Raw genomic sequence first — 19,520 nt, 5'->3', positions numbered from 1 at the left:
TCTCGCGGACACCGCCACGGCGTGAATGGCTCCTCGATCTTCGGGCACGTGAACTGCGTTGCACCGTAATCGAGTTGGAGGCACACATGAGTGAGCGCACCTGGCGGATGATCCCGAGGAACCGGCCCCTGAGTTTTCTCTACCTGCTGGCCGGTGTCCTTCTGGCATTCAACTCCGTGAATCAGCTGAAGAACGACATGGCCGTGCTGCCCCTGATCTCCGGTCTCGCCGCCGTGGGACTCATCGCAGTGGCCGTCGTGGGCCTGGCCCGTCCCAGCTCCCATCCTCGGACGCGCTGACCCACGCCGGACCGGCGGTCGGCATTGCTCAGCAGGGCCTCTGACGCCGCGCTCGGAGGCCGTGTGCCAGGCAGGTGATGAGTACTCGAGCCGGTGAAAGACGGGAAGCTTTGGCCTCGGTGAGGACAGAGTATGGACGAGTTCGGAGAAAGTCCCTACTGTGTCCGTCGCGACGGCACGAGATCTCACGCGTCCCGTACGCCACTCTCCGTATCCGGTGCGACGGCGCGCACCGGCAGCGGTGGATCCTCTCACTCGTCCATCTGCGTTCCCCCACGGCGGGGAGCGAACAGGAGGCTACGTGTATCCACGGCTGTTAACCGGGCGACTCGGCAAACGCCTGGCCACGACCATCGTCACCTCGCTGCTGGCACTCGGGCTGTCCGCCCCCACGGGCTCGGCCGCCCCGACCGACCGTTCCGCCGACGCACTCCCCCCACAGCAGCCGGGTGTCACCCTGCGTGTCTTCGACATGCAGGTGCCGCTCGAAAAGCTGTGTGAACTCAAGCCCGGCCAGACACCGAACGTCGACAAACTGATGCCGGTGATCGACTGGTCCTCCGACACGGACTTCGGCTTCAGTGCCAACTTCGTCTCGCAGACGATCGCCAACCTGAACGTCCCCACCGCCGGGACGTACACCTTCCGGCTCACCACCGACGACGGCTCCCGACTCCTCGTCGACGACCAACTCGTCATCAGCCACGACGGGTTGCACGGCGCCGAGCCGAAGGACGGCAACGTTGTCCTGACGGCCGGATACCACTCGATCCGCATCGACCACTTCGAGAAGGACGGCGGGCAACAGGTCACCCTCGGTTGGAAGCCGCCCTCCGCCGCCGCCTTCACCGTGGTGCCCAACTCGGTGCTCAGCACGGACGCCGACGTCGTCCGGGTCACGGCTCCGGGACGCAAGGAATGCGAGCTGGCGGGCGATTCACCGGGCGATGGTCTGCCGCTGACCGGCGTGCACCCGAACTACACCCTGACCAACCTGCGGCCCACCGGCTTCGAACCACAGGTGTCCGCCATGGACTGGCTTCCCGACGGCAGGCTCGCCGTGGCCACCTGGGGCGGTTCGGAGAACACCGCCGGCGAGGTCTACCTGCTGAGCAACGTCACCGGAAACACCGGACCCGACAAGGTGACGTACAAGAAAGTGGCCTCGGGTCTCAAAGAGCCCATGGGCATCAAGTACGTGGACGGCAAGCTGTACGTGTCGCAGAAGCACGAACTGACCGAGCTCAACGACACCAACGGCGACGAGGTCACCGACACCTACCGGCGGGTCGCCACCTGGCCCTACGGCGGCAACTTCCACGAGTTCGCCTTCGGCCTGCTGTACAAGGACGGGTTCTTCTACCTGAACCTGTCCGTGTCCATCAACTACGGCGGAGCGACGACGAATCCGCAGCCCGCTCCGAACCGTGGCTCCACGATAAAGGTCAACAAGGCGACGGGGGCGGTCACTTATGTGGCCGGCGGTCTGCGCACCCCCAACGGCATCGGGTGGGGCCCCGAGGGTGACATCTTCGTCACCGACAACCAGGGCGGCTGGCTGCCCTCGTCGAAGCTGGTCCAGGTGAAACAGGACCGCTTCTTCAACCACTACACCAACCCCTCAGGACCCTTCGACTCGCAGAACGTGACCAAGCCGGTCCTGTGGCTCCCCCAGAACGAGATAGCCAACTCCCCCAGCACACCACTGCAGTTGAACGACGGACCCTTCGCCGGCCAGATGCTGTTCGGCGACGTGACCTACGGGGGCATCCAGCGCGGATACCTGGAGAAGGTCAACGGCGAGTACCAGGGCGCCGTGTTCCGTCTCACCCAGGGCCTGGAGGTCGGAGTCAACCGGATCAGTGTCGGGCCCGACGGCGCCCTGTACATCGGCGGCCTCGGAGCGGACGGCAACTGGGGCCAGGAAGGCAAACTCAAGTTCGGCCTGCAGAAGCTGACACCGTCCGGCACCGACGCCTTCGACATGCGGCAGATGCGCGCCGTCAACGGCGGCTTCGCCATCGAGTACACCCAGCCCATCTCGACCGAGACCGTTGCGGGCCTGGCCGCGCGCTACAAGGTCAAACAGTGGCGTTACGTGCCCAGGTCCGACTACGGCGGTCCCAAGGTCGACGAGGAGACACTGACCGTCCAGTCGGCCACCGTGTCCAGCGACCGCAAGACGGTCACCCTGGCCATCCCCGGCCTCAAGCCCAACCGGGTGGTCCACGTCCGCTCCGCCCGCCCCTTCGGCTCGGCCGACGGCAAGCAGTTGTGGAGCACCGAGGCCTGGTACACCCTGAACCAGCTTCCCGCGACGCCGTCCCGCACCGGAGAGGTGAAGGGCATCGGCAGCAAGTGCCTGGACGTGGACAACGCCAACACGGCCGACGGTACGAAGGTCCAGGTGTGGACCTGCAACAGCACCGCGGCCCAGGAGTGGTCCGTGCTCGGCACGGGGGCCGTTCGCGCGCTGGGCAAGTGCCTGGACATCGACAACTCGGGCACGGCCGACGGCACGAAGGTGCAGCTCTACACCTGCAACGGAACCGCGGCCCAGGTCTGGCAGCAACAGACCAACGGCTCGCTGCGCAACCCGCAGTCCGGGAAGTGCCTGGACGTCAACGGCGGCTCATCGGCCGACGGCACCGCGGTCCATCTGTGGACATGCGGCAGTCAGCAGAGTCAGAAGTGGGTCCTTTCATAGATCCATAGAGCCATAGATCTTCCACCGGAAACGGAAAGCGGCTGCTGCACAGCGCCGAGGGCCGCGCGGATCCGGGCCCTCGGCGCACCCGGACACAGCACAAGTCCTGCGGCGTCAGCGCGGGCTACGACCACAGAACGCGCCAAGGCGCTCCGACACGGGCACCGCCCCGTCACCGCGACACCGTGAGGTTGAATCTCGCGTCGCCCAGGGCTCGCACTATCGCGAAGTACAGCGACCCGGCTTGTTCGGTCGCGGCGGCTGTCTGGACCCGGGCTGCCGCCTCGCCGCCGGTGTGCTCGGTGGCGGCCTGCCGGATGATCGTCGCCGAGGGGTTGAGCAGGACTGTCTCCCAGCACCTCGTCCCCGATCTCGTCCAGGACACCGAGCACATCGGCGCCGGGCAGGGCGGTGACGACGAGGTCGGAGGCGGCGATGGCGCTGCGGTGGTCGAGCCGGTCGGATCCCGTGGGCGCCCGGGATCCGTAGAGCACGGCACCGACCGCCTGCACGAGGACCTGCTGAATCTGGTCCGCGGCATCGCCGAGGCGACGCACGTCGGCCAGGGCTCGCTGGAACTCGACCGCTGACGGAGGCTTCTACTCAAGTCCGCCTAGGTGGAGGAGTTCTTGGAGATCGCCAAGCTTCGCGGGCGACAGCACTCCCGCCTGCTCGACGAGGTCATTCCGGGTCAAGGTGAGCAGCCACGTGCAGGGGATGAGGCCGGGACGCGGGATTGCGACTCGCAGGACGCCTGCAAGAGGTAGGCCTTCGGAAGCACCTACTGCCAGCTCGGCGGCCATTCCACCGAGATCGGTGCCGGCGGGAGCGACGCCCTGCATCGCCCGGAACTCGGACGCTCCCTCCGAGAGCAGTACGACCGGTCGCCGCTCGTCGATCTCCGCCCACCAGACTTCGCCACGTTGCACAGGTCCTCCTCGCACAGGTTCTCCTTGTATAGAGCAGCGGACGAACTCTGCGGTGCGCCCCGGTTCGCACCACCTCATTGTCCGGATCGACGCCCGCGGTCGGGGACCCTTGGTGTTCAGCGCAGGGTGAGTGGGGTCGCGGACGTGAGGTGGGACAGTTTCTCGGGGTTGCGGACGTAGTAGAGGCCGGTGATGCGGGCGTCCTGGACACTGATCGCCATGACGCCGTCGATCTCGCCGTCCAGGCGGACGAGGAGTGCCGGGTTGCCGTTGACCACAGTCCGTTCGACGGTCAGCGTGTCCAGGAACTTGCCGATGCCGCCGGCGAACATAAGGGACACCCGCTCGGCGCCGGTGACCGGCCGCAGTGCGGCGTGTTTGATGCCGCCGCCGTCGCTCATCAGGACGACCTCGGGGGCGAGAACCTCAAGGAGGGCCTGTGAGTCCCCGGTGGTGACCGCCCGGTGGAACGACTCCAGGACCGCCTGGCCCTCGTTCGAGGAGACCACCCGGCGGGGGCGGCGGGCGTCGACGTGCCGACGGGCGCGGTGGGCGATCTGGCGGACGGCCGCGGGGCTCTTGTCGACGGCTTCGGCGATCTCGTCGTAGCCGATGTCGAAGGCTTCGCGCAGCACGAAGACGGCACGCTCGGTCGGTGACAACGTCTCAAGTACGAGCATGAGCGCCATCGACACACTCTCGGCGAGCTCTATGTCCTGGGCCACGTCCGGCGTGGTGAGCAGCGGTTCGGGGAGCCAGGAGCCGACGTACGCCTCCCGCCGGCGCTTGATGGTGCGCAGCCGGTTGAGTGCCTGGCGGGTGGTGATCCGGACGAGGAGGGCGCGCTGGTCGCGTACCTGGTCCTGGTCGGCCTTGACCCATTGCAGCCAGGTCTCCTGGAGGACGTCCTCGGCGTCGGCCGCCGAGCCGAGTACCTCGTAGGCGACGGTGAAGAGCAGGTTGCGGTGCGCGAGGAATGCCTCGGTCGCCGGGTCGGTGGCGTCGTCGCTCATCTCTCGTCCCGTTTCCTCGTCCTTCGCGGTCGGCCGTGGGGCCGACCGCGTTCGCAGCGTGCACGGCAAGATCTTCCCAGCACCCACCGGTCAGGACGCCCGGTCGGCTGCGGCCCGTGTCCCGGGGCGGCTGGCGCGCAGCGTCTGCCGCCGCTTGGCGACGCCTCCCGGCCTGCGGTGCAGCCTGAACGAACCGGGCTTGTGCGCCTCTTCGGCCAGGTGCCGGGGAATCCCCTGGCAGACCATTTCCTTGATCCGGGCGCCCAGGCCGTCGTCGATGTGCAGCCACACCGCGACGTCGGACCTATTGGCGAACTGGTAGATGCCGGCGCTTCGGCCCAGGCTGATGCACTGGGCGTACATCGACTGATGGAGGTTCTCCGGCTGCTCACCCGCGAGTCTGCTGAGCACGGTATCGGCGGCCCGCGCGCCCAGTGGCGTCGCGTTCAGGCAGCTCATCCGCAGCGGTAGGCCCGACGGCGCCGCCGAGTCCCCGGCCGCGACGATGCGCGCGTCGTCCACGCTCGTCAGTGTCTCGTCCGTGAGCAGCCGTCCCACCGCGTCGGTGCTCAGCCCGCTGCGCGCGCCCAGGTCCGGAACGCCGAACCCGACGGTCCAGACGGTCACTTCGCTCGGCAGTTCACGGCCGTCGGCGAGCCGCACGGCGTCGCCGGTCACCGCCGTCACCTTCGCGTCGGAGCCGTCGATGACCGTCACACCGAGCGCGGTCAGCCGCCTCGCGGCCGAGCGCCGGCCCCGGCTGTGCAGGTACGGGCCGAGAACACCGCCGCAGACCAGAGTCACTGTCCATCCGGCGTCCGCAAGCTCGGCGGCCGTCTCGATGCCGGTGGGACCGGCGCCGACCACCGTCACGGGGGCCGTCGCGGGCGTGGCGTCGAGGACCGCACGCAGCCGCTGCGCCGCTTCCAGGGTGGCCATCGGGTAGGCGAATTCAGCCGCCCCCGGCACGCTCGGTTCGGCGCTGCCGCTGCCCACCGCGTAGATCAGGTAGTCGTAGCCGAGCGTGCCGCCGGCCGACAGCGTCACCCTGCGCTCGGCCGCGTCGATCCGGGTCACGGTGTCGACCGTCAGCCGGACGTGCTCGGCCAGGACGTCGCGGTACGGGACGACAGCGTCGTCGGACCCGCCCACCAGCTGATGCAAGCGGACCCGGTGAACGAGATCCGGGCGCGGGTTGATCAGTGTCACCGTCACGTCGTCTCGCCGCGTCAGCCGGTTCGCGGCCATCACACCGGCGTAGCCGCCACCGATCACGAGCACATGCGTGTTCCCGGTCATGGTGCCTCCTTCGATTCCAGATGTTCGGCCTTGAGTCACCGCGTAGTCGGCCGGTGTGACAGGTTGTGAACCAGATCACTTCGCCGGGCTCGTCCGAGGTGGAAGGCTGACGCCATGCAGAAACTGACCTTTGCCATGAACACGAGCCTGGACGGCTACATCGCCGCGCCCGGCGACGACCTCGGCTGGGGCGTGCCGAGCGACGAGCTGTTCCAGTGGTGGTCCGACCGGGTGGGCGCGACGGGCATGGCGTTGTACGGGCGCAAGCTGTGGGAGACGATGAGCTCCCACTGGCCGACCGCCGACAAGCAGCCGGGTGCCACACCGGCAGAGATCCAGTACGCCGGCCGCTGGCGAGACATGCCGAAGGTGGTGTTCTCCGCCACGACCACCACGGTCGACTGGAACACCCGGCTGGTCACCGGCGACGCGGTCACCGAGATCACCGAACTCAAGGCCGCCGACGGCGGCCGTATCGACATCGGCGGTGCCACTCTCGCCGCGGCGGCCATGCGGGCCGGGCTGATCGACGAGTACACGATCGTCACCCATCCGGTCCTGGTGGGCGGCGGCACACCGTACTTCACGGCCCTGGACAACTGGGTGAAGCTGACCCTGGTGGAGACCCGGACGTTTCCCGACGGCGTGACCTTGACCAGGTACGAGACCAAGCGCTGAGCACTACGTGTCAGATCGGCGCGGGCTTCAGGCACCCAAGGGCGTCCTGGGGATGTCGCTTTGCCGGAACGGCAACAACAGTGGCGTGGGCGGAACGCGATGGGCGACGGTGGGGTCATGCCTGACAACACCCTTCGATCGCCCGCGTCCGACACCCCCTTCTCCGCCGACGGATACGCCGGCGATCCGGCGGTACGGGCGGAGTGGGACAACCGGTACGCCGACCGCCGGCAACTGTGGAGCGGCCGACCCAACGGCGCACTCGTGGCCGAGGTGGCCTCGCTCACGCCGGGACGCGTCCTCGACGTAGGTTGCGGCGAGGGCGCGGACGCCATCTGGCTGGCAGGCCGCGGCTGGGACGTGACCGGGCTTGAGGTCTCGGGAGTGGCGCTGGAGCGGGCGGCGGGGCACGCACGCGACGCGGGCGTCGCCGTTCGCTGGGTCCATGCCGCACTGACGGATGCCGCGCTCCCGCCGGCCTCTTTCGACCTGGTCTCCGCGCAGTACCCGGCTCTGTTGCGCACCCCCGACGCCGCGGCCGAGCGAGCCCTGCTCGCGGCCGTCGCCCCCGGCGGCGTGCTGCTGCTCGTGCACCACGCGGGCATGGACGCCCCGCGGGCGGACCACAGCGAGTTCGACCCGGCCGACTACGTGTGGCCCTCGATGGTCGCCGCCCTGTTGGACGACGACTGGACGGTGGAGGTGGACGAGCAGCGGCCCCGGACGGCACCTGAGGGCGGCGCCGGCGCGCACCACACCGACGACGTGGTGCTACGGGCGCGTCGAGTGCGCTGACGGCCCCTTACACAAGAGGCAGGCTGGTGGCAGCGGTGCTCGGCTCAGCGCCCCGCGCGGGGCGCTGAGCCGACGGGCAGGGGCCGGGCAGGCGCCCGGCCGTCTGTTCCCGGCTGTGTCCGTGCGCTACAGGGCACGGGTCAGTTGGTCGTTCAGCAGACGGGTGAAGCGGGCCGGGTCGGGCAGGTCGCCGCCTTCGGCGAGCAGCGCGCTGCCGTAGATGACCTCGGCGATCTCTGCCAGCGCGGGGTCGTCGGCGTTGGCCTCGTGGGCCGTGCGCAGGGCGGTGACCAGCGGGTGTGCAGGGTTGAGTTCCAGGGTCCGCTTGACGGCGGGCAGTTGCTGTCCCATCGCGCGGTACATCTTCTCCAGGGTCGGGGTCATGTCGTGGGCGTCCCCCACGATGCATGCAGCCGAGGTGGTCAGACGCGACGACAGACGCACCTGCTTGACGTACTCGGACAACGTGGTGGTCAGCCGTGACAGCAGGACGGCGTAGTCCTGCTCGCGCTGGGCCTGTTCGGCGGACTCTTCGCCCTCGGCCGGCTCGTCGAGGTCGACCTGGCCCTTGGCGATGGACTGGAGAGGGTGCCCGTCGAAGGCCGGGACCCGGTCGGCCCAGACCTCGTCGACGGGGTCGGTGAGGATCAGGACCTCGTAACCCTTGGCCGCGAGAGCTTCCATGTGAGGGGAGTTCTCCACCGTCGCACGGGTTTCGCCCGTCAGGTAGTAGATCGCCTCCTGGCCGTCCTTCATGCGCTCGACGTACTCGCGCAGGGTGGTGGTCTTCTCCGGATCGTGCGTGGAGGCGGCCGACACCAGTTCCAGCAGCGCCTCGGTGTTGTCCGTGTCCTCGATCAGTCCTTCCTTCAGCACCCGTCCGAACTGCGCCCAGAGCTTCGCGTAACGCTCGCCGTCGTTCGCCTGCATCGTCTTGATCGCACCGAGGACCTTCTTGACCAGGCGTCGGCGTACGCCGCGGATCTGGCGGTCCTGCTGCAGGATCTCGCGGGAGATGTTCAACGACAGGTCGTGGGCGTCGACGACGCCCTTGACGAAGCGCAGGTAGTTCGGCATCAGCGCTTCACAGTCGTCCATGATGAACACGCGCTTGACGTACAGCTGCACCCCGCGCTTGGTCTCCTTGGAGAACAGGTCGAACGGCGCCTGGGAGGGGAGGAAGAGGAGCGCCTCGTACTCGAAGGTTCCTTCGGCGCGCATGTGGATGGTCTCGGCAGGGTCGAGCCAGTCCTGGCTGACCTGCTTGTAGAACTCGTTGTACTCCTCCTGGGTGACCTCGGCACGCGGTCGGGCCCACAGTGCCTTCATCGAGTTGAGGGTGTCGACACCGGGGGCGTCGGATCCTTCGGTGTCCGCGCGCCCGGTGGCCATCCGGATCGGCCAGCGGATGAAGTCCGAGTACCGCTTGACGATCTGACGGATCTTCGACTCGGACAGGTAGTCGGCCAGGTCGTCCTCGCCGTCGGGGGACTTGAGGTGCACTGTCACGGAGGTGCCCACGGGAAGGCCGTCGACGCTCTGGATCGTGTAGGCGCCCTCGCCGTCGGACTCCCACCGGGTGCCGGTCTCGGTGCCTGCCCGGCGGGTGAGCAGGGTGACCTTGTCGGCGACCATGAAGGCGGAGTAGAAGCCGACGCCGAACTGCCCGATCAGACTCTCGGCGGTGGCCGTGTCCTTGGACTGCTTGATCTTCTCCATCAGGCCGGCGGTGCCGGACTTGGCGATCGTGCCGATCAGCTCCACGAGATCGTCCCGGCTCATGCCGATCCCGTTGTCACGGACGGTGAGTGTACGGGCCTCCTTGTCGGCCTCCAGCGAGATGTGCAGGTCGGCGGGGTCGACTTCGGTGAGGTCGGAGTCGGTCAGCGATTCCAGCCGCAGCTTGTCCAGTGCGTCAGAGGCGTTCGAGATCAGCTCGCGCAGGAAGATGTCCTTGTTCGAGTAGATCGAATGAATGACCAGTCTGAGCAACTGTCGTGTCTCGGCCTGGAATTCCAGCGTCTCGACACTGCTGTCCATGAGAAGACCTTTCAATCGGAGTCAACGGGAACAACGGACCGGCGCCCGCGTCACGGGTGGTCATGAGGGGCGCCGTGCGAGGCGTAGTCCGCAGCAGGCAGGGCCGCTGCGGCGCAGAGCGCAGAGCGCAGAGCGCAGACGGCGGAGTGTGCGCGTTACCGCTGGACGCGGATCGTCTGCCGACTGCCGCCGTCACAGGCCCCTCCCCCGGGTTGTCATCGCATAGATGACATCATAATTGTCATCCGATGGATGACCCCTCGCGTACGCGCCGTGCAGGCCGCCGCACGCACCCCGACGCCCCGTCCGCTCATCCTTCCACCCTCTCTTCGACGGCGTGCGAGTCGGTGAGGGTGGCGGCGCCGCCCGCCGCGACCAGGCCGACGATTACCGCCAGTACGGCATAGGCGATCCGCTCTCCGTGAAAGAACGAGTGCACGAGGCCGTCACTCCACACACCCGCGGGCAGCCTGGTGGTGACCAGGGCGGCGATCATGGTGCCGACCAGGGCCGTGCCGACGCTGGTTCCGACTTCCTGGGCGGTGTCGTTGAGCGCCGTGCCGATCGAGGTGCGGTTTTCCGGCATCGCCTCGACCAGGGCGATGGCGCAGATCGTCATGACGGTGCGCAGCCCGATGGTCATCACGACCATGCAGACAGCGATGGCGACGTACCCGTGGTCGACGCCCCAGGCGAGGCCGGCCAGCGCACCGGCCAGGCAGGCCGCGCCGACCAGGCAGGCGACGCGGTGGCCGAACCTCTTCGCGAGCCACTCCGACACAGGAGTCGCGGCGATCATGGTCACGATGATCGGCAGGTTCGCCAGCCCCGCCCGCACTGGGCTCCACCCGTAGGCGTACTGGAAGTGCAGGATGAGGCCGAACATCACGCCGGCCATCGCGATGGACGTACCGATCTGCGCGATGGCCGCGCCGCGGACGGTGCCACTGGAAAAGATCTTGAGGTCAAGCATGGGTGCTTTGCTGCGGCGCTCGTGTCCCACGAACGCGATGCCCGCGGCCACGGCGCCGAGGGCGGACACGATCGTCGCGGTGGAGAGCCAGCCGTGCTCGACGCCGCTGGTCAGCGTGTAGCAGGCCAGACCGATGGTGAGCACGCTCAGAGTGGCGGCAGGCAGGTCGAGCCGGTCCTTGGTCAGATCGTCGGGCCGGTCGGCCGCGACGCCGAGTCGCACACCGATGGCCGCGATCAGCGCGATCGGCGCGTTGACGAGCAGGAGCCACTGCCAGCTGACGTGGGTGAGCGCGGTGCCCCCCAGCAGAGGACCGAGGACGAACCCTGACATGCCGACGACGATCATCAAGGTCATCGCGCGCATGCGCAGCGCCTGGTCGTCGAACAGCCTGAAGACGAGCGAGTTGGTTATGGGCGCCATGGCCGCGGCGGCGATGCCGAGTCCGGCTCTCAGGGCGATGAGCTGCCCGGCGGAGTCGACGGCGACGACGCACAGGCTCAGCAGACCGAACACGGCGAGGCCGATCAGCAGCACGCGCCGGCGTCCGAAGCGGTCGGCCATGGATCCCGCCGTCAGCAGGAGGCCGCCGAACGTCAGCGAATAGGCGCCGGTGACCCACTGCAGGGCGGTGGTGCCACTGCCCAGATCACGACCGATCGTGGGCAGCGCGATCGACAGCAGCGTGTTGTCGACCATCTCGACGAAGAAGGCCAGACAGAGCGCGGCCAGCGGGATCCATGCCGCCCGGAGCGACGGATAGGTACGGGAGACAGCGGGCTCGGTGGTCGCAGTCATGGCCGGCCTCCTTCCAGAGCGTCGCCACGCAGGGGGCGGCGCCCGATATGGAACGCAATTCGATGAACGAACGTTGTTCGATGATAGAACGTTGTTCCAACGTAGAACGCCGTTCGATGTGGCGCAAGCTGTGATTGGATGAGAGCTATGACACCGCCGCGAACACGCTCCGCCGAAGGACCTCCCCGAGGACGCAGGCGCGCTTCGCACTCCATGGAGGCCGTCCTCACCGCGGCCGTGGCATTGCTCGACGAGGCAGGCGGATCGGCGCTGACGTTCCGTGCCCTCGCCGCCCGGCTCGGCACGGGCGTCGGCACCATCTACTGGTACGTCTCGAACAAGGACGAACTCCTCGACCGAGCCACGGACCACGCGATCGGCGGTGTGCTGACGGCCGTGGAGGAGCAGCCCGACAGCGACGATCCGATCGCCGACCTGCGCGCGATGGCCATCACGCTGTTCGACGCGATCGTGGACCGGCCGTGGCTTGCGGCCTACTTCATGCGCAACACCGACGTCCAGGGCAACTCGTTGCGGCTGTACGAGAAGCTCGGCGAGCAGACCCTCCGCCTCGACCTCACGCCCCGGCAGCGGTTCCACGCCGTTTCGGCGATCACGGGCGTCGTGGTCGGCACGGCTGCGGACCTGGGCATGGAAGTGCCGCAGGACATGCTCGACGGTCCTGTGGACCGCGACGCGTACCTCGACCGCTTCGCCGAGACATGGCGCGCACTCGACGCCACGGACTTCCCGTTCGTGCGGCAGATCGCCGACGAGTTCGCGGAGCACGACGACCGGGACCAGTTCATCGCGGCTCTGGATCTGACCCTCACAGGCCTCCGCCTCCAGGCCGGAAGCTGACCGCGCAACGCGCTGACGTGGATACGGGTTGGGCACACAGTCGCAGCGGCCTGTGGAGTCCGGCCGTGACGCACCGTCGGCCGCCTCGATCGGCGAGCGCGGCTGCGATACGGGTCAGCCGGCCGGCGGCCGATGGCTTTTCCAGCAGGTGCCGGTCGGCGTAGATCCACACGTTGGTGTCGAGGACGTCGTCGTGGGGGATTTCCAGGACGCGTACCGTCGACCCGCCGGTGTCGACGGTCGTCGCTACGGCGGCGGCACGGGTGCGCAGCTCGTCGTCCGCCTGCCGCTGGAGGTGGTGCCGGGCCAGGGCGTTGAGGACGCCGGTGAGGATCAGCATCAGGAGGGCGGCCGTGGTGAGGGCCACGAGCGCGAGCCGGCCACGCAGCGTGCGGAGTGCCGACCGGTGGCGGACACCGCTCACGACAGGCGGTGACCCACACCGGGGCCGTGCGGATCGCCCGGGCACTGCCCGCCTCGCGCAGCTTGCGGCGCAGGCGGGTCAGGTACTGGTCGAGGGTGTTGTCGTGGACCTGTGCGCCCTCGGGCCAGCCTGCCCGGACCAGCTCGCGGCGGCGCGCGATGCCGCCGGTGGCCGCCATGAGAGCGGCCAGGAGGCGGAACTCGGCCAGCGTCGGATCGACCGGTGCGTCCCGGATGCTGACGACGTGGCGAACGGCGTCCAGTACCAGGTCTCCGAAACTGACGGCGGGCGGTGGCGCGGTCCGTTCGAGGGCCGCCCGCAGACGGGCGGCGAGTTCGGCCGGACGGAACGGCATGGGCAGGTAGTCATCGCCTCCGGCCGAGAACCCGGACAGCCGGTCGGTGAGCCGGTGGCGGCCGGTGGCGGGCGGTCAGGAAGATGACCGGGGCGAGGAATCCGTTCGCACGCATGGCCTGGCACACATCGCGCCCGTCGGCGTCGGGCAGCCCGATGTCGAGCACCGCGGCGGACAGCCCTGTGCCTGTGACGGCCAGCCGCAGGGCGGTGGTGCCGTCCGGCGCGGGCACGGGGTCGAAGTCCTCGTCGCGCAGCGCGCGGATCAGCACGTCACGCAGGCCGTGATCGTCCTCCACGACCAGGATCGTCCGGCGCACGGTGCTCCTCCCGCTCTTCTCCTGGATCTGTCGGTTCTCGTGCCATGTCCGTGTGTTCTCGGGCGACGAGCCGCACGCGTGCCACCCCGCACAGGCACACCCCCAGCCAGCCGAGCGCGAACAGCCAGCCCCCCGCCGACATCGGTGAACCAGTGCACTCCGAGGTAGAGACATCCGGCGCGGGCGGCCCCGTCCGTGTCCGGCGAGTGCCGGACATGATGCCTCGCAGGACACGGGTGGTGTCGGCCCCCGGGTGTCGCTGGACATGCCGTTCACAGCTCGTCCAGTTCCGCGATCTGCTGGGACGTCCTCTTCGCGATGGCCGCGGCCAGGCCCGTCGCCTCGACGGCCCTGCCCTGGGTCTGCTCGCCGGCACAGAGCAGCCGGGACTGGGTGACATGGGCGCGCAACGCGTCGGTGAGGATCCGGTCGAACGGCCGCCCTTTCGTGGCGGTCGCCTTGTCGAGGGTGTCGAGGCCGACCATGCCCGGCATGGTGTGCCCCTCGTGCGGGTGCGTGTCCGGTACGCCTGACTCCTTCAGGGCGGCGCGCAACCGGCGCAGGTCCGTACGCAGTGTCGAGCCGGTCCTCGCCGCCAGGGTGGCCACGGCCGGGTCCGCCGAGCGGGAGGGTGCCAGGTCGGTCAGTCGCAGGGCGCGCTCGGCCATGGGGATCATCAACAGGATCCAGGCGGTGTCGGTCGCGTTGAAGGCCGATGTCCGTGACACTGCGGCGTTCGGCGACGTACCACCGGTCGCCGGCTGCGCGGTGCAGCCGGCGACCAGCAGTGCCGCCGTCGCGGCGCCCACCGACCACAGGGTCAGAACGTGCCGGCGGAGTTGCACTTGGCCTTCTGGGTGATGCAGTCCTTCACGCGGTGTCCGAGAGCGGCGTTGTCCCAGGCGTTGAAGAAGTCGCCGTGGATCGACGACGCCATGCCCGAGGCCAGCCGGAAGCCCGCGCTGCTGCCGCTGGTCGGGTAGCTGACGACGAAGGAGAGGTTGGGGATGGCGACGGGGTAGGCGCCGCTGCACTTGCCGTCGTAGGTGAACGCCACGTGGGACTTGTGGTCGGGGCTGTCGAGGTTCTTGCCGTCCCAGCAGTCGGGGAAGACGAGTTGGTGGGTGAGGTGGGCCTTCGGGGCGCAGACCGGCCAGTTGCCGTCGGCGCTGCGGCCGATCTCACCGCCCTCGCCGGAGCACCAGTACTGACCGGTCGAACCCGCCGGGGTGGGCGTCTGCGCCTTGGCGTCACCAGCGATCATGCGGAATCCCTCCGGGAAGGGCACGGTCGCCGAGGGGTCGGTCAGCCGTGAACCGTAGTAGACGATCATGCCCTCGGCCTCGACGGCCCGGTCGCCTTCGTACAGGGAAGGGATCCAGTACGCCGACAGGTCGTCGGCCGGGGTGCAACTGGTCGGCTTGTTGGCCAGCAGCGACTGGGCCGTGGAGAACGCGTCGGTGCTCCTGTTGCCGAAGAAGCTGTGCATGTGGGACGCACCGGAAAGGCCCGGCAGGACGATGGGGTCGTCGGGCTTGGAGTGGCTGTACGTGCAGGTGGCGTTGAACTCCGGGACCCGGACCACACCGCTGGGCACCGCGGCCGGCGTCATCGCGCGGAACTGGCCCAGCTGGGCGTTCCACTTGGCCTGGTCGACGGGGACCCAGCCGGGCGCCGCGCCACCGCCCTCACCGACGAAGGAGAACCAGTTGATGTTCACGAAGTCACCGGCCCCCGAGCCGCGCACTACGGCGAACACCGTCTGCGCACCGGTGGGGTGGCTGGAGACCTCGGTCTCCCGGGTCGCCCAGGTCTGCCAACCGCCGGTCGGGGCAACCGAGATGACCGCGAGCAGCGGTCCGGTGAGGCTGCCGGTACGCAGCTCGACCGTGCCCGAGCCGACGGCGGAGGCGATCCGGGCCGACACCGTCAGGCGGCCGGCCGTACCGAGGTCGACGTTGTCGAACCGCATCCAGTCGCCGTCGGCGAGGAAGGCGGCGTTCTGCCCGCCTCCCATGTCCGCGGTCGCCTCCAGCGCGACGCCCGACTGGGCCGCGTAGGACTCGGCCTGGACGGTGACCGTCGCGGCCTGCGCCCGCTGGGTCGAGACGGTCAGGCTCAGAGCGGCGGCCAGCGCGACCACCAGGACGTTCACCAAGAGTGTGTACAGAGGGACGCGATATCTGCGCATCTCACTTCCTCACGAACATCGGGGCTGGGTGGAAACCGAGGGCTGAGCAGGGGCTACTGATAGACCCGTACGAAGTCGACGAGCATCTTGGACGGGAAGGGAGTGGAGGCGTCCGTCGGGCCTGGCCAGTCACCGCCGACCGCGAGGTTGAGGATCAGGTAGTGCGGGTGGTCGAAGATCCACGGCCCGCGTGTCCGCTCCACCTGGTCCTTGTCGAGGGAGAAGACGGTGCGGCCGTCCAGGCTGTAGGTGATGCCCTTGCTGTTCCAGTCGGCGGCCCAGGTGTGGAAGTCGTCGGAGAAGTCGGCGTTCCCGGGCAGGGTGTACGGCGAACCGATTCCGCCTCCGCCGTTGTAGGCGGGCGCGTGGACGGTCGAGTACGCGGTCTTCACGTCCTTGCCGAGGACCTCCACGATGTCGACCTCGCCGTTGTACGGCCACGGGCGGCCCGTCAGGAAGTCGGCGCCCATCATCCAGAACGCGGGCCACAGGCCGTTGCCCTTGGGCACCTTGATACGTGCTTCGACGCGCCCGTAGGTGAACTGGAACGTCGCGCCGGTGTTCATCCGCGCCGAGGTGTACTGGCAGGTGGTGCTGGAGCTCAGCGGGTCACGCGGGCACGACGATCCGGCGGTGACCTCCTTGCGGGCCTCCATCACCAGGTGTCCCGAGCCGTCCAGTGAGGCGTTGCGGTGATCGGTGTAGTACTCCAGCTCGTTGTTCGGTCCCGTGCCCGGGTCGGCCCGCCACTTCGAGGCGTCGGGCCTGCCGCCCGCGGCGCCGTCGAAGTCGTCGCTCCACACCAGCCGCGGCGGGTTCGCGGGGTCGCTCGGCAGGGGCGGGGGTGTGATCGGGGCGCCGCCGGTGCCGTACACCTGGAACTCCCAGAGCGAGTAGCCGTAAGGGGTGGCGCGTTCCGTGCCGTACATGCGGACATGGCGGCCGGAGCCGGAGACGGTCAGTGTCTGCTTGAAGCCCGTGCCATTCGTCGTCGAGTAGATCGGCGTCCAGTCGGTGCCGTTCGGTGAGACCTGGATCTGGAAGGACTTGGCGTAGGCGGGGTCCCATTGCAGGACGACCTTGTCGATCTGTGCCGTCGCGCCCAGGTCGATGGAGATCCAGCCCGGGTCGGTCCAGCCGGTGGTGGGGCTGGTGGCCCAGCGGGAGGCGGGGTCACGGTCGAACGCCCTGGCCGGTGTGCACTCCCAGCAGTTCCCGTCGCTCTGGGAGGAGGAGGCCGCGCCCGGTCTGCCGTACGAGAGCAGCCTGCCCGGGTCGCCGCCGGAACCGCCGGCGGTGCCGTACACCTGGAATTCCCAGAGCGAGTAGCCGTAGGCGGTGGCACGTTGGGTGCCGTACATGCGCACATGGCGGCCGGTGCCGGTGACCGTCAGGCTCTGCGTCCCGCCCGTGCCGGAAGCCGTCTGGTGGACGGTGGTCCAGTTCTGCGCGTCGCTCGACACCTCGATCCTGAAGGCGGTGGCGTACGCGGCTTCCCAGTTGAGGACGACCCTGCTGATCTCGGCGGTCGCCCCGAGGTCGATCTGGATCCACTGCGGATCGGCGAAGGCGCTGGACCATCGGGTTCCAGGGTCTCCGTCGACGGCGCTCCGGGCGTTGAAGTCGCCCTCGGTACTTGAGGCGGTGGCGGTCTTTCCCTGCGAGAGCAGGACCTCCGCGGCCTGTGCGGACGGGGCGGGCAGCGCGATGAAAGTGAGCAGTGAGGCCGCAAGTGTCAGAAATAAGGCGAAGCGACGCAGCGGTGCTCGCATGGGCGACTCCTCAAGTGGGGGGAGGTGAGGGAGCGCTCCCTGAAGGGGAGAATGGAGGGGCGGGTGAAGGCTGTCAAGTGCTGTTTCACCTCGGAAAAACAGGGGTGTTACGCGGACGACTCATCCAGGGAGCGGTCCCTCAGGAGGCTCGTGCCGCGCCGTCGGTCCGAGCGCGGCACCGGGGGCCGGGGGCTCCTGCACATGCTCTTGACGCCCCGGCCTGCGGATACGCTGCTCACAACTTCATGACGCCGAGCCGGAGGTCGCCCCGATGAGAAAACCCGCCCCGCGCACGAACCCGGGCGGCGGCACAGGGGACGGACAGGCATGAAACGCCCCACTCTGGAAGTGGTCGCCGCCCGGGCGGGCGTGTCCAAATCGAGCGTCTCCCGCGTCATCAACGGCGAGACGACGGTCGCCCCGGAGATCCGGGACGTCGTCATGCGTGCGGTGCGCGAACTGGGTTACGTGCCCAACGGGGCGGCCCGCAACCTCGTCACCCGCCGCACGGACACCCTCGCCGTGGTGGTCTCCGACCCGCCGCAGGGAGTCGTCTCCGACGACCCTCTCTTCTCCGCCGTGGTCCGCGCCGTCAGCAGGGAGCTGGAGAAGGCGGGCAAACGGCTCGTACTGATGCTCGCGGAATCGGACCAGAGCCGGACCCGGGTGGTGCAGTACATCGCCGGCGGCCACGTCGACGGCGTGCTCCTGGTCGCCCTGCACGGCACGGATTCCCTGCCGGCCGCGCTCGCCCGGCAGGGTCTGCCCGTCGTCTCCTTCAACCGCACCTCCGCCGAGGACGTCCCGTACGTGGCACTGGACAACGCCGGCGGAGCGGCACTGGCCGTACGCCACCTCCTGGAGCGCGGCCGGCGCCGGATCGCCACCATCACCGGGCCGCTCGAACTCTACGAGGCGCGCGAACGCCTCGCCGGCTACCGGCAGACGCTGCGGGACACCGAGCGGCGCTCGATCGTGGCACTGGGGGACTTCACGAGAGTCTCCGGCGCCGAAGCCATGCGCCAGCTCCTGGAGGACGATCCCGACCTCGACGCGGTGTTCGCCTCCAACGACCTGATGGCGATCGGAGCCCTGCGGACCCTCCAGAAGGCGGGCCGACGCGTGCCCGAGGACGTGGCGGTGATCGGCTTCGACGACATCGAGGCCGCGTCCTACACGAGCCCCGCACTCACCTCGGTACGCAGCCCGATGGCGGACCAGGCGACCGCGGCCGTGCACCTGCTGCTCAGCCTGATAGACGGCGGCCCCACAGATCCGGTGATCATGCCGAACGAACTCGTGGTACGCGAATCGACCTGACCGCGCGGTTGACGCCTCGTCAGAGCGGGGGTCACACGTCGAGGCGGTGGACGCTGACCGCGTAACCGCCGCCTTCGTAGGGAGCGCCGTCCCAGGTGGCGAAGCGGTCGACGAGAGCGAGGCCGGCCGCGTCACAGCACGCGTCGTACTCGGGGAGTGTGGTGGCGGGCGGCACGGGCAGATGGGCGGCGTCCAGTCCGAAGCCCGCGACGAGCAGGCCGCCCGGACGCAGGGTCGCAGCCAGGCGGCCGACCACCGCGGCCTCCGTCCCGGGAGCCAGCAGCGGCAGGACGTTACCGGCGGCGACCACGAGGTCGAAGCCGGCGGCGACACCGAACCGGGCCGGGTCGAACTCCGCGAGATCGGCCCGCAACCAGGGCAGTTCGGGCGCCTGTGCCCGCGCCACTTCCAGCATCGAGGCGTCCAGGTCGACGCCGACGCAGTCGTAGCCGAGCTCCGCCAGCCGGATCATGACCCTTCCGGTGCCGCAGCCCGCGTCGAGCACGCGGGCCGGCGCGGGCACCAGAGCGGCACAGAAGGCCGCCTCCCCGTGCACGTCTTTCCCGCCCCGGGCCAACGCCTCGAAACGCGCGGCATACTCGCGCCCGGACACTCCCCCGGTCAGGTCCCGCCAACGGCTCATGAGATCGACTATATGCCGCTGGGCCTGTGCGTTCAGCCCGCGAGTCTGCGTGCCGGTGGACGAGGTGAGCCCGTGTCAGGTGCGGCAGGGCGGCGTCGCGACGC

At 69.0% G+C, this 19,520-nt stretch carries 17 protein-coding genes and 1 pseudogene; 7 read left to right on the top strand and 11 right to left on the bottom strand.

The features are described 5' to 3' along the window. The first annotated feature begins 86 nt into the window (after positions 1-86). The 3 genes from K3769_RS39470 (at position 87) to K3769_RS39460 (ending at position 3,596) form a co-directional block, all read left to right on the top strand. Complete coding sequence (locus K3769_RS39470) at positions 87-299, top strand: hypothetical protein (protein WP_267031018.1); 213 nt, start codon at positions 87-89, stop codon at positions 297-299. Positions 300-651: 352 nt separating this feature from the next. Then, entirely contained in the window at positions 652-3,006 is a 2,355-nt protein-coding gene (locus K3769_RS39465; protein WP_372515189.1) for a ricin-type beta-trefoil lectin domain protein, read from the top strand. Between the two features lie 185 nt (positions 3,007-3,191). Further along, positions 3,192-3,596: a hypothetical protein gene (locus K3769_RS39460; RefSeq protein ID WP_267031017.1), complete on the top strand. Its 405-nt coding sequence runs from the start codon at positions 3,192-3,194 to the stop codon at positions 3,594-3,596. Between the two features lie 9 nt (positions 3,597-3,605). Here K3769_RS39460 and K3769_RS39455 read toward each other — a convergent pair whose 3' ends face one another. From K3769_RS39455 to K3769_RS39445, 3 genes are all read right to left on the bottom strand, one after another. Then, positions 3,606-3,935, bottom strand: a complete 330-nt coding sequence (locus tag K3769_RS39455; RefSeq protein WP_267031016.1) for a type II toxin-antitoxin system PemK/MazF family toxin — start codon at positions 3,933-3,935, stop codon at positions 3,606-3,608. A 116-nt stretch (positions 3,936-4,051) separates the two neighbouring features. Continuing rightward, complete coding sequence (locus tag K3769_RS39450) at positions 4,052-4,948, bottom strand: RNA polymerase sigma-70 factor (protein WP_267031015.1); 897 nt, start codon at positions 4,946-4,948, stop codon at positions 4,052-4,054. Positions 4,949-5,038: 90 nt separating this feature from the next. Then, positions 5,039-6,247: an NAD(P)/FAD-dependent oxidoreductase gene (locus tag K3769_RS39445; protein ID WP_267031014.1), complete on the bottom strand. Its 1,209-nt coding sequence runs from the start codon at positions 6,245-6,247 to the stop codon at positions 5,039-5,041. A 114-nt stretch (positions 6,248-6,361) separates the two neighbouring features. Between K3769_RS39445 and K3769_RS39440 the strand changes: the two genes are divergently transcribed. Together K3769_RS39440 and K3769_RS39435 are read left to right on the top strand one after the other, a co-directional pair. Further along, the gene (locus tag K3769_RS39440) at positions 6,362-6,925 is read left to right on the top strand and encodes a dihydrofolate reductase family protein (protein ID WP_267031013.1); all 564 of its coding nucleotides are present in this window, start codon (positions 6,362-6,364) and stop codon (positions 6,923-6,925) included. 117 nt (positions 6,926-7,042) lie between these two features. Further along, positions 7,043-7,720, top strand: a complete 678-nt coding sequence (locus K3769_RS39435) for a class I SAM-dependent methyltransferase (RefSeq protein ID WP_267031012.1) — start codon at positions 7,043-7,045, stop codon at positions 7,718-7,720. Positions 7,721-7,846: 126 nt separating this feature from the next. On the opposite strand, the gene htpG is transcribed toward K3769_RS39435, so the two are convergent. Together htpG and K3769_RS39425 are read right to left on the bottom strand one after the other, a co-directional pair. After that, complete coding sequence (gene htpG, locus K3769_RS39430) at positions 7,847-9,760, bottom strand: molecular chaperone HtpG (protein WP_267031011.1); 1,914 nt, start codon at positions 9,758-9,760, stop codon at positions 7,847-7,849. A gap of 310 nt (positions 9,761-10,070) precedes the next feature. Continuing rightward, the gene (locus K3769_RS39425; RefSeq protein WP_267031010.1) at positions 10,071-11,531 is read right to left on the bottom strand and encodes an MFS transporter; all 1,461 of its coding nucleotides are present in this window, start codon (positions 11,529-11,531) and stop codon (positions 10,071-10,073) included. 213 nt (positions 11,532-11,744) lie between these two features. On the opposite strand from K3769_RS39425, the gene K3769_RS39420 reads away from it, so the two are divergent. Further along, positions 11,745-12,392: a TetR/AcrR family transcriptional regulator gene (locus K3769_RS39420; protein ID WP_267031009.1), complete on the top strand. Its 648-nt coding sequence runs from the start codon at positions 11,745-11,747 to the stop codon at positions 12,390-12,392. Here the strand turns inward: K3769_RS39420 and K3769_RS39415 are convergent. The 5 genes and pseudogenes from K3769_RS39415 to K3769_RS39390 form a co-directional block, all read right to left on the bottom strand. Continuing rightward, complete coding sequence (locus tag K3769_RS39415; protein WP_308216454.1) at positions 12,361-12,816, bottom strand: hypothetical protein; 456 nt, start codon at positions 12,814-12,816, stop codon at positions 12,361-12,363. The genes K3769_RS39420 and K3769_RS39415 overlap by 32 nt on opposite strands. Next, positions 12,813-13,490: pseudogene (locus K3769_RS39410) on the bottom strand (response regulator transcription factor). Before K3769_RS39410 ends, K3769_RS39415 begins: the two are co-directional and overlap by 4 nt. 272 nt (positions 13,491-13,762) lie before the next feature. Continuing rightward, a complete protein-coding gene (locus K3769_RS39400; protein ID WP_267031008.1) occupies positions 13,763-14,335 on the bottom strand; it encodes a DUF305 domain-containing protein in 573 nt (190 codons plus the stop codon). Further along, the gene (locus K3769_RS39395; RefSeq protein WP_267031007.1) at positions 14,311-15,645 is read right to left on the bottom strand and encodes a DUF1996 domain-containing protein; all 1,335 of its coding nucleotides are present in this window, start codon (positions 15,643-15,645) and stop codon (positions 14,311-14,313) included. Before K3769_RS39395 ends, K3769_RS39400 begins: the two co-directional genes overlap by 25 nt. 89 nt (positions 15,646-15,734) lie before the next feature. Next, positions 15,735-17,453 (bottom strand): discoidin domain-containing protein, encoded by a 1,719-nt coding sequence (locus tag K3769_RS39390; protein WP_267031006.1) that lies wholly within the window; start codon positions 17,451-17,453, stop codon positions 15,735-15,737. Positions 17,454-17,780: 327 nt separating this feature from the next. On the opposite strand from K3769_RS39390, the gene K3769_RS39385 reads away from it, so the two are divergent. Continuing rightward, positions 17,781-18,773 carry a LacI family DNA-binding transcriptional regulator gene (locus tag K3769_RS39385; protein ID WP_267031005.1) on the top strand — a complete coding sequence of 331 codons (993 nt, stop codon included), beginning with the start codon at positions 17,781-17,783 and terminating at the stop codon, positions 18,771-18,773. Between the two features lie 31 nt (positions 18,774-18,804). Here the strand turns inward: K3769_RS39385 and K3769_RS39380 are convergent, their stop codons facing one another. Then, on the bottom strand, positions 18,805-19,416 hold the full coding sequence (locus tag K3769_RS39380) for a class I SAM-dependent methyltransferase (RefSeq protein WP_267031004.1): 612 nt from the start codon (positions 19,414-19,416) through the stop codon (positions 18,805-18,807). Between the last annotated feature and the right edge of the window lie 104 nt (positions 19,417-19,520).

It is taken from the genome of Streptomyces ortus (genome assembly GCF_026341275.1).
Lineage (GTDB): Bacteria > Actinomycetota > Actinomycetes > Streptomycetales > Streptomycetaceae > Streptomyces > Streptomyces ortus.
Note: the sequence above shows the minus strand (reverse complement) of the source record. Positions and strands in the feature narration are given on the sequence as shown.

Bases quoted from the DNA above. Each gene is read 5' to 3' on its own strand.
- K3769_RS39470 (WP_267031018.1), top strand. From the start codon at position 87: ATGAGTGAGCGCACCTGGCGGATGATCCCGAGGAACCGGCCCCTGAGT.
- K3769_RS39450 (WP_267031015.1), bottom strand. From the start codon at position 4,948: ATGAGCGACGACGCCACCGACCCGGCGACCGAGGCATTCCTCGCGCAC.
- K3769_RS39445 (WP_267031014.1), bottom strand. From the start codon at position 6,247: ATGACCGGGAACACGCATGTGCTCGTGATCGGTGGCGGCTACGCCGGT.
- K3769_RS39440 (WP_267031013.1), top strand. From the start codon at position 6,362: ATGCAGAAACTGACCTTTGCCATGAACACGAGCCTGGACGGCTACATC.
- K3769_RS39435 (WP_267031012.1), top strand. From the start codon at position 7,043: ATGCCTGACAACACCCTTCGATCGCCCGCGTCCGACACCCCCTTCTCC.
- htpG (WP_267031011.1), bottom strand. From the start codon at position 9,760: ATGGACAGCAGTGTCGAGACGCTGGAATTCCAGGCCGAGACACGACAG.
- K3769_RS39425 (WP_267031010.1), bottom strand. From the start codon at position 11,531: ATGACTGCGACCACCGAGCCCGCTGTCTCCCGTACCTATCCGTCGCTC.
- K3769_RS39420 (WP_267031009.1), top strand. From the start codon at position 11,745: ATGGAGGCCGTCCTCACCGCGGCCGTGGCATTGCTCGACGAGGCAGGC.
- K3769_RS39390 (WP_267031006.1), bottom strand. From the start codon at position 17,453: ATGCGAGCACCGCTGCGTCGCTTCGCCTTATTTCTGACACTTGCGGCC.
- K3769_RS39385 (WP_267031005.1), top strand. From the start codon at position 17,781: ATGAAACGCCCCACTCTGGAAGTGGTCGCCGCCCGGGCGGGCGTGTCC.
- K3769_RS39380 (WP_267031004.1), bottom strand. From the start codon at position 19,416: ATGAGCCGTTGGCGGGACCTGACCGGGGGAGTGTCCGGGCGCGAGTAT.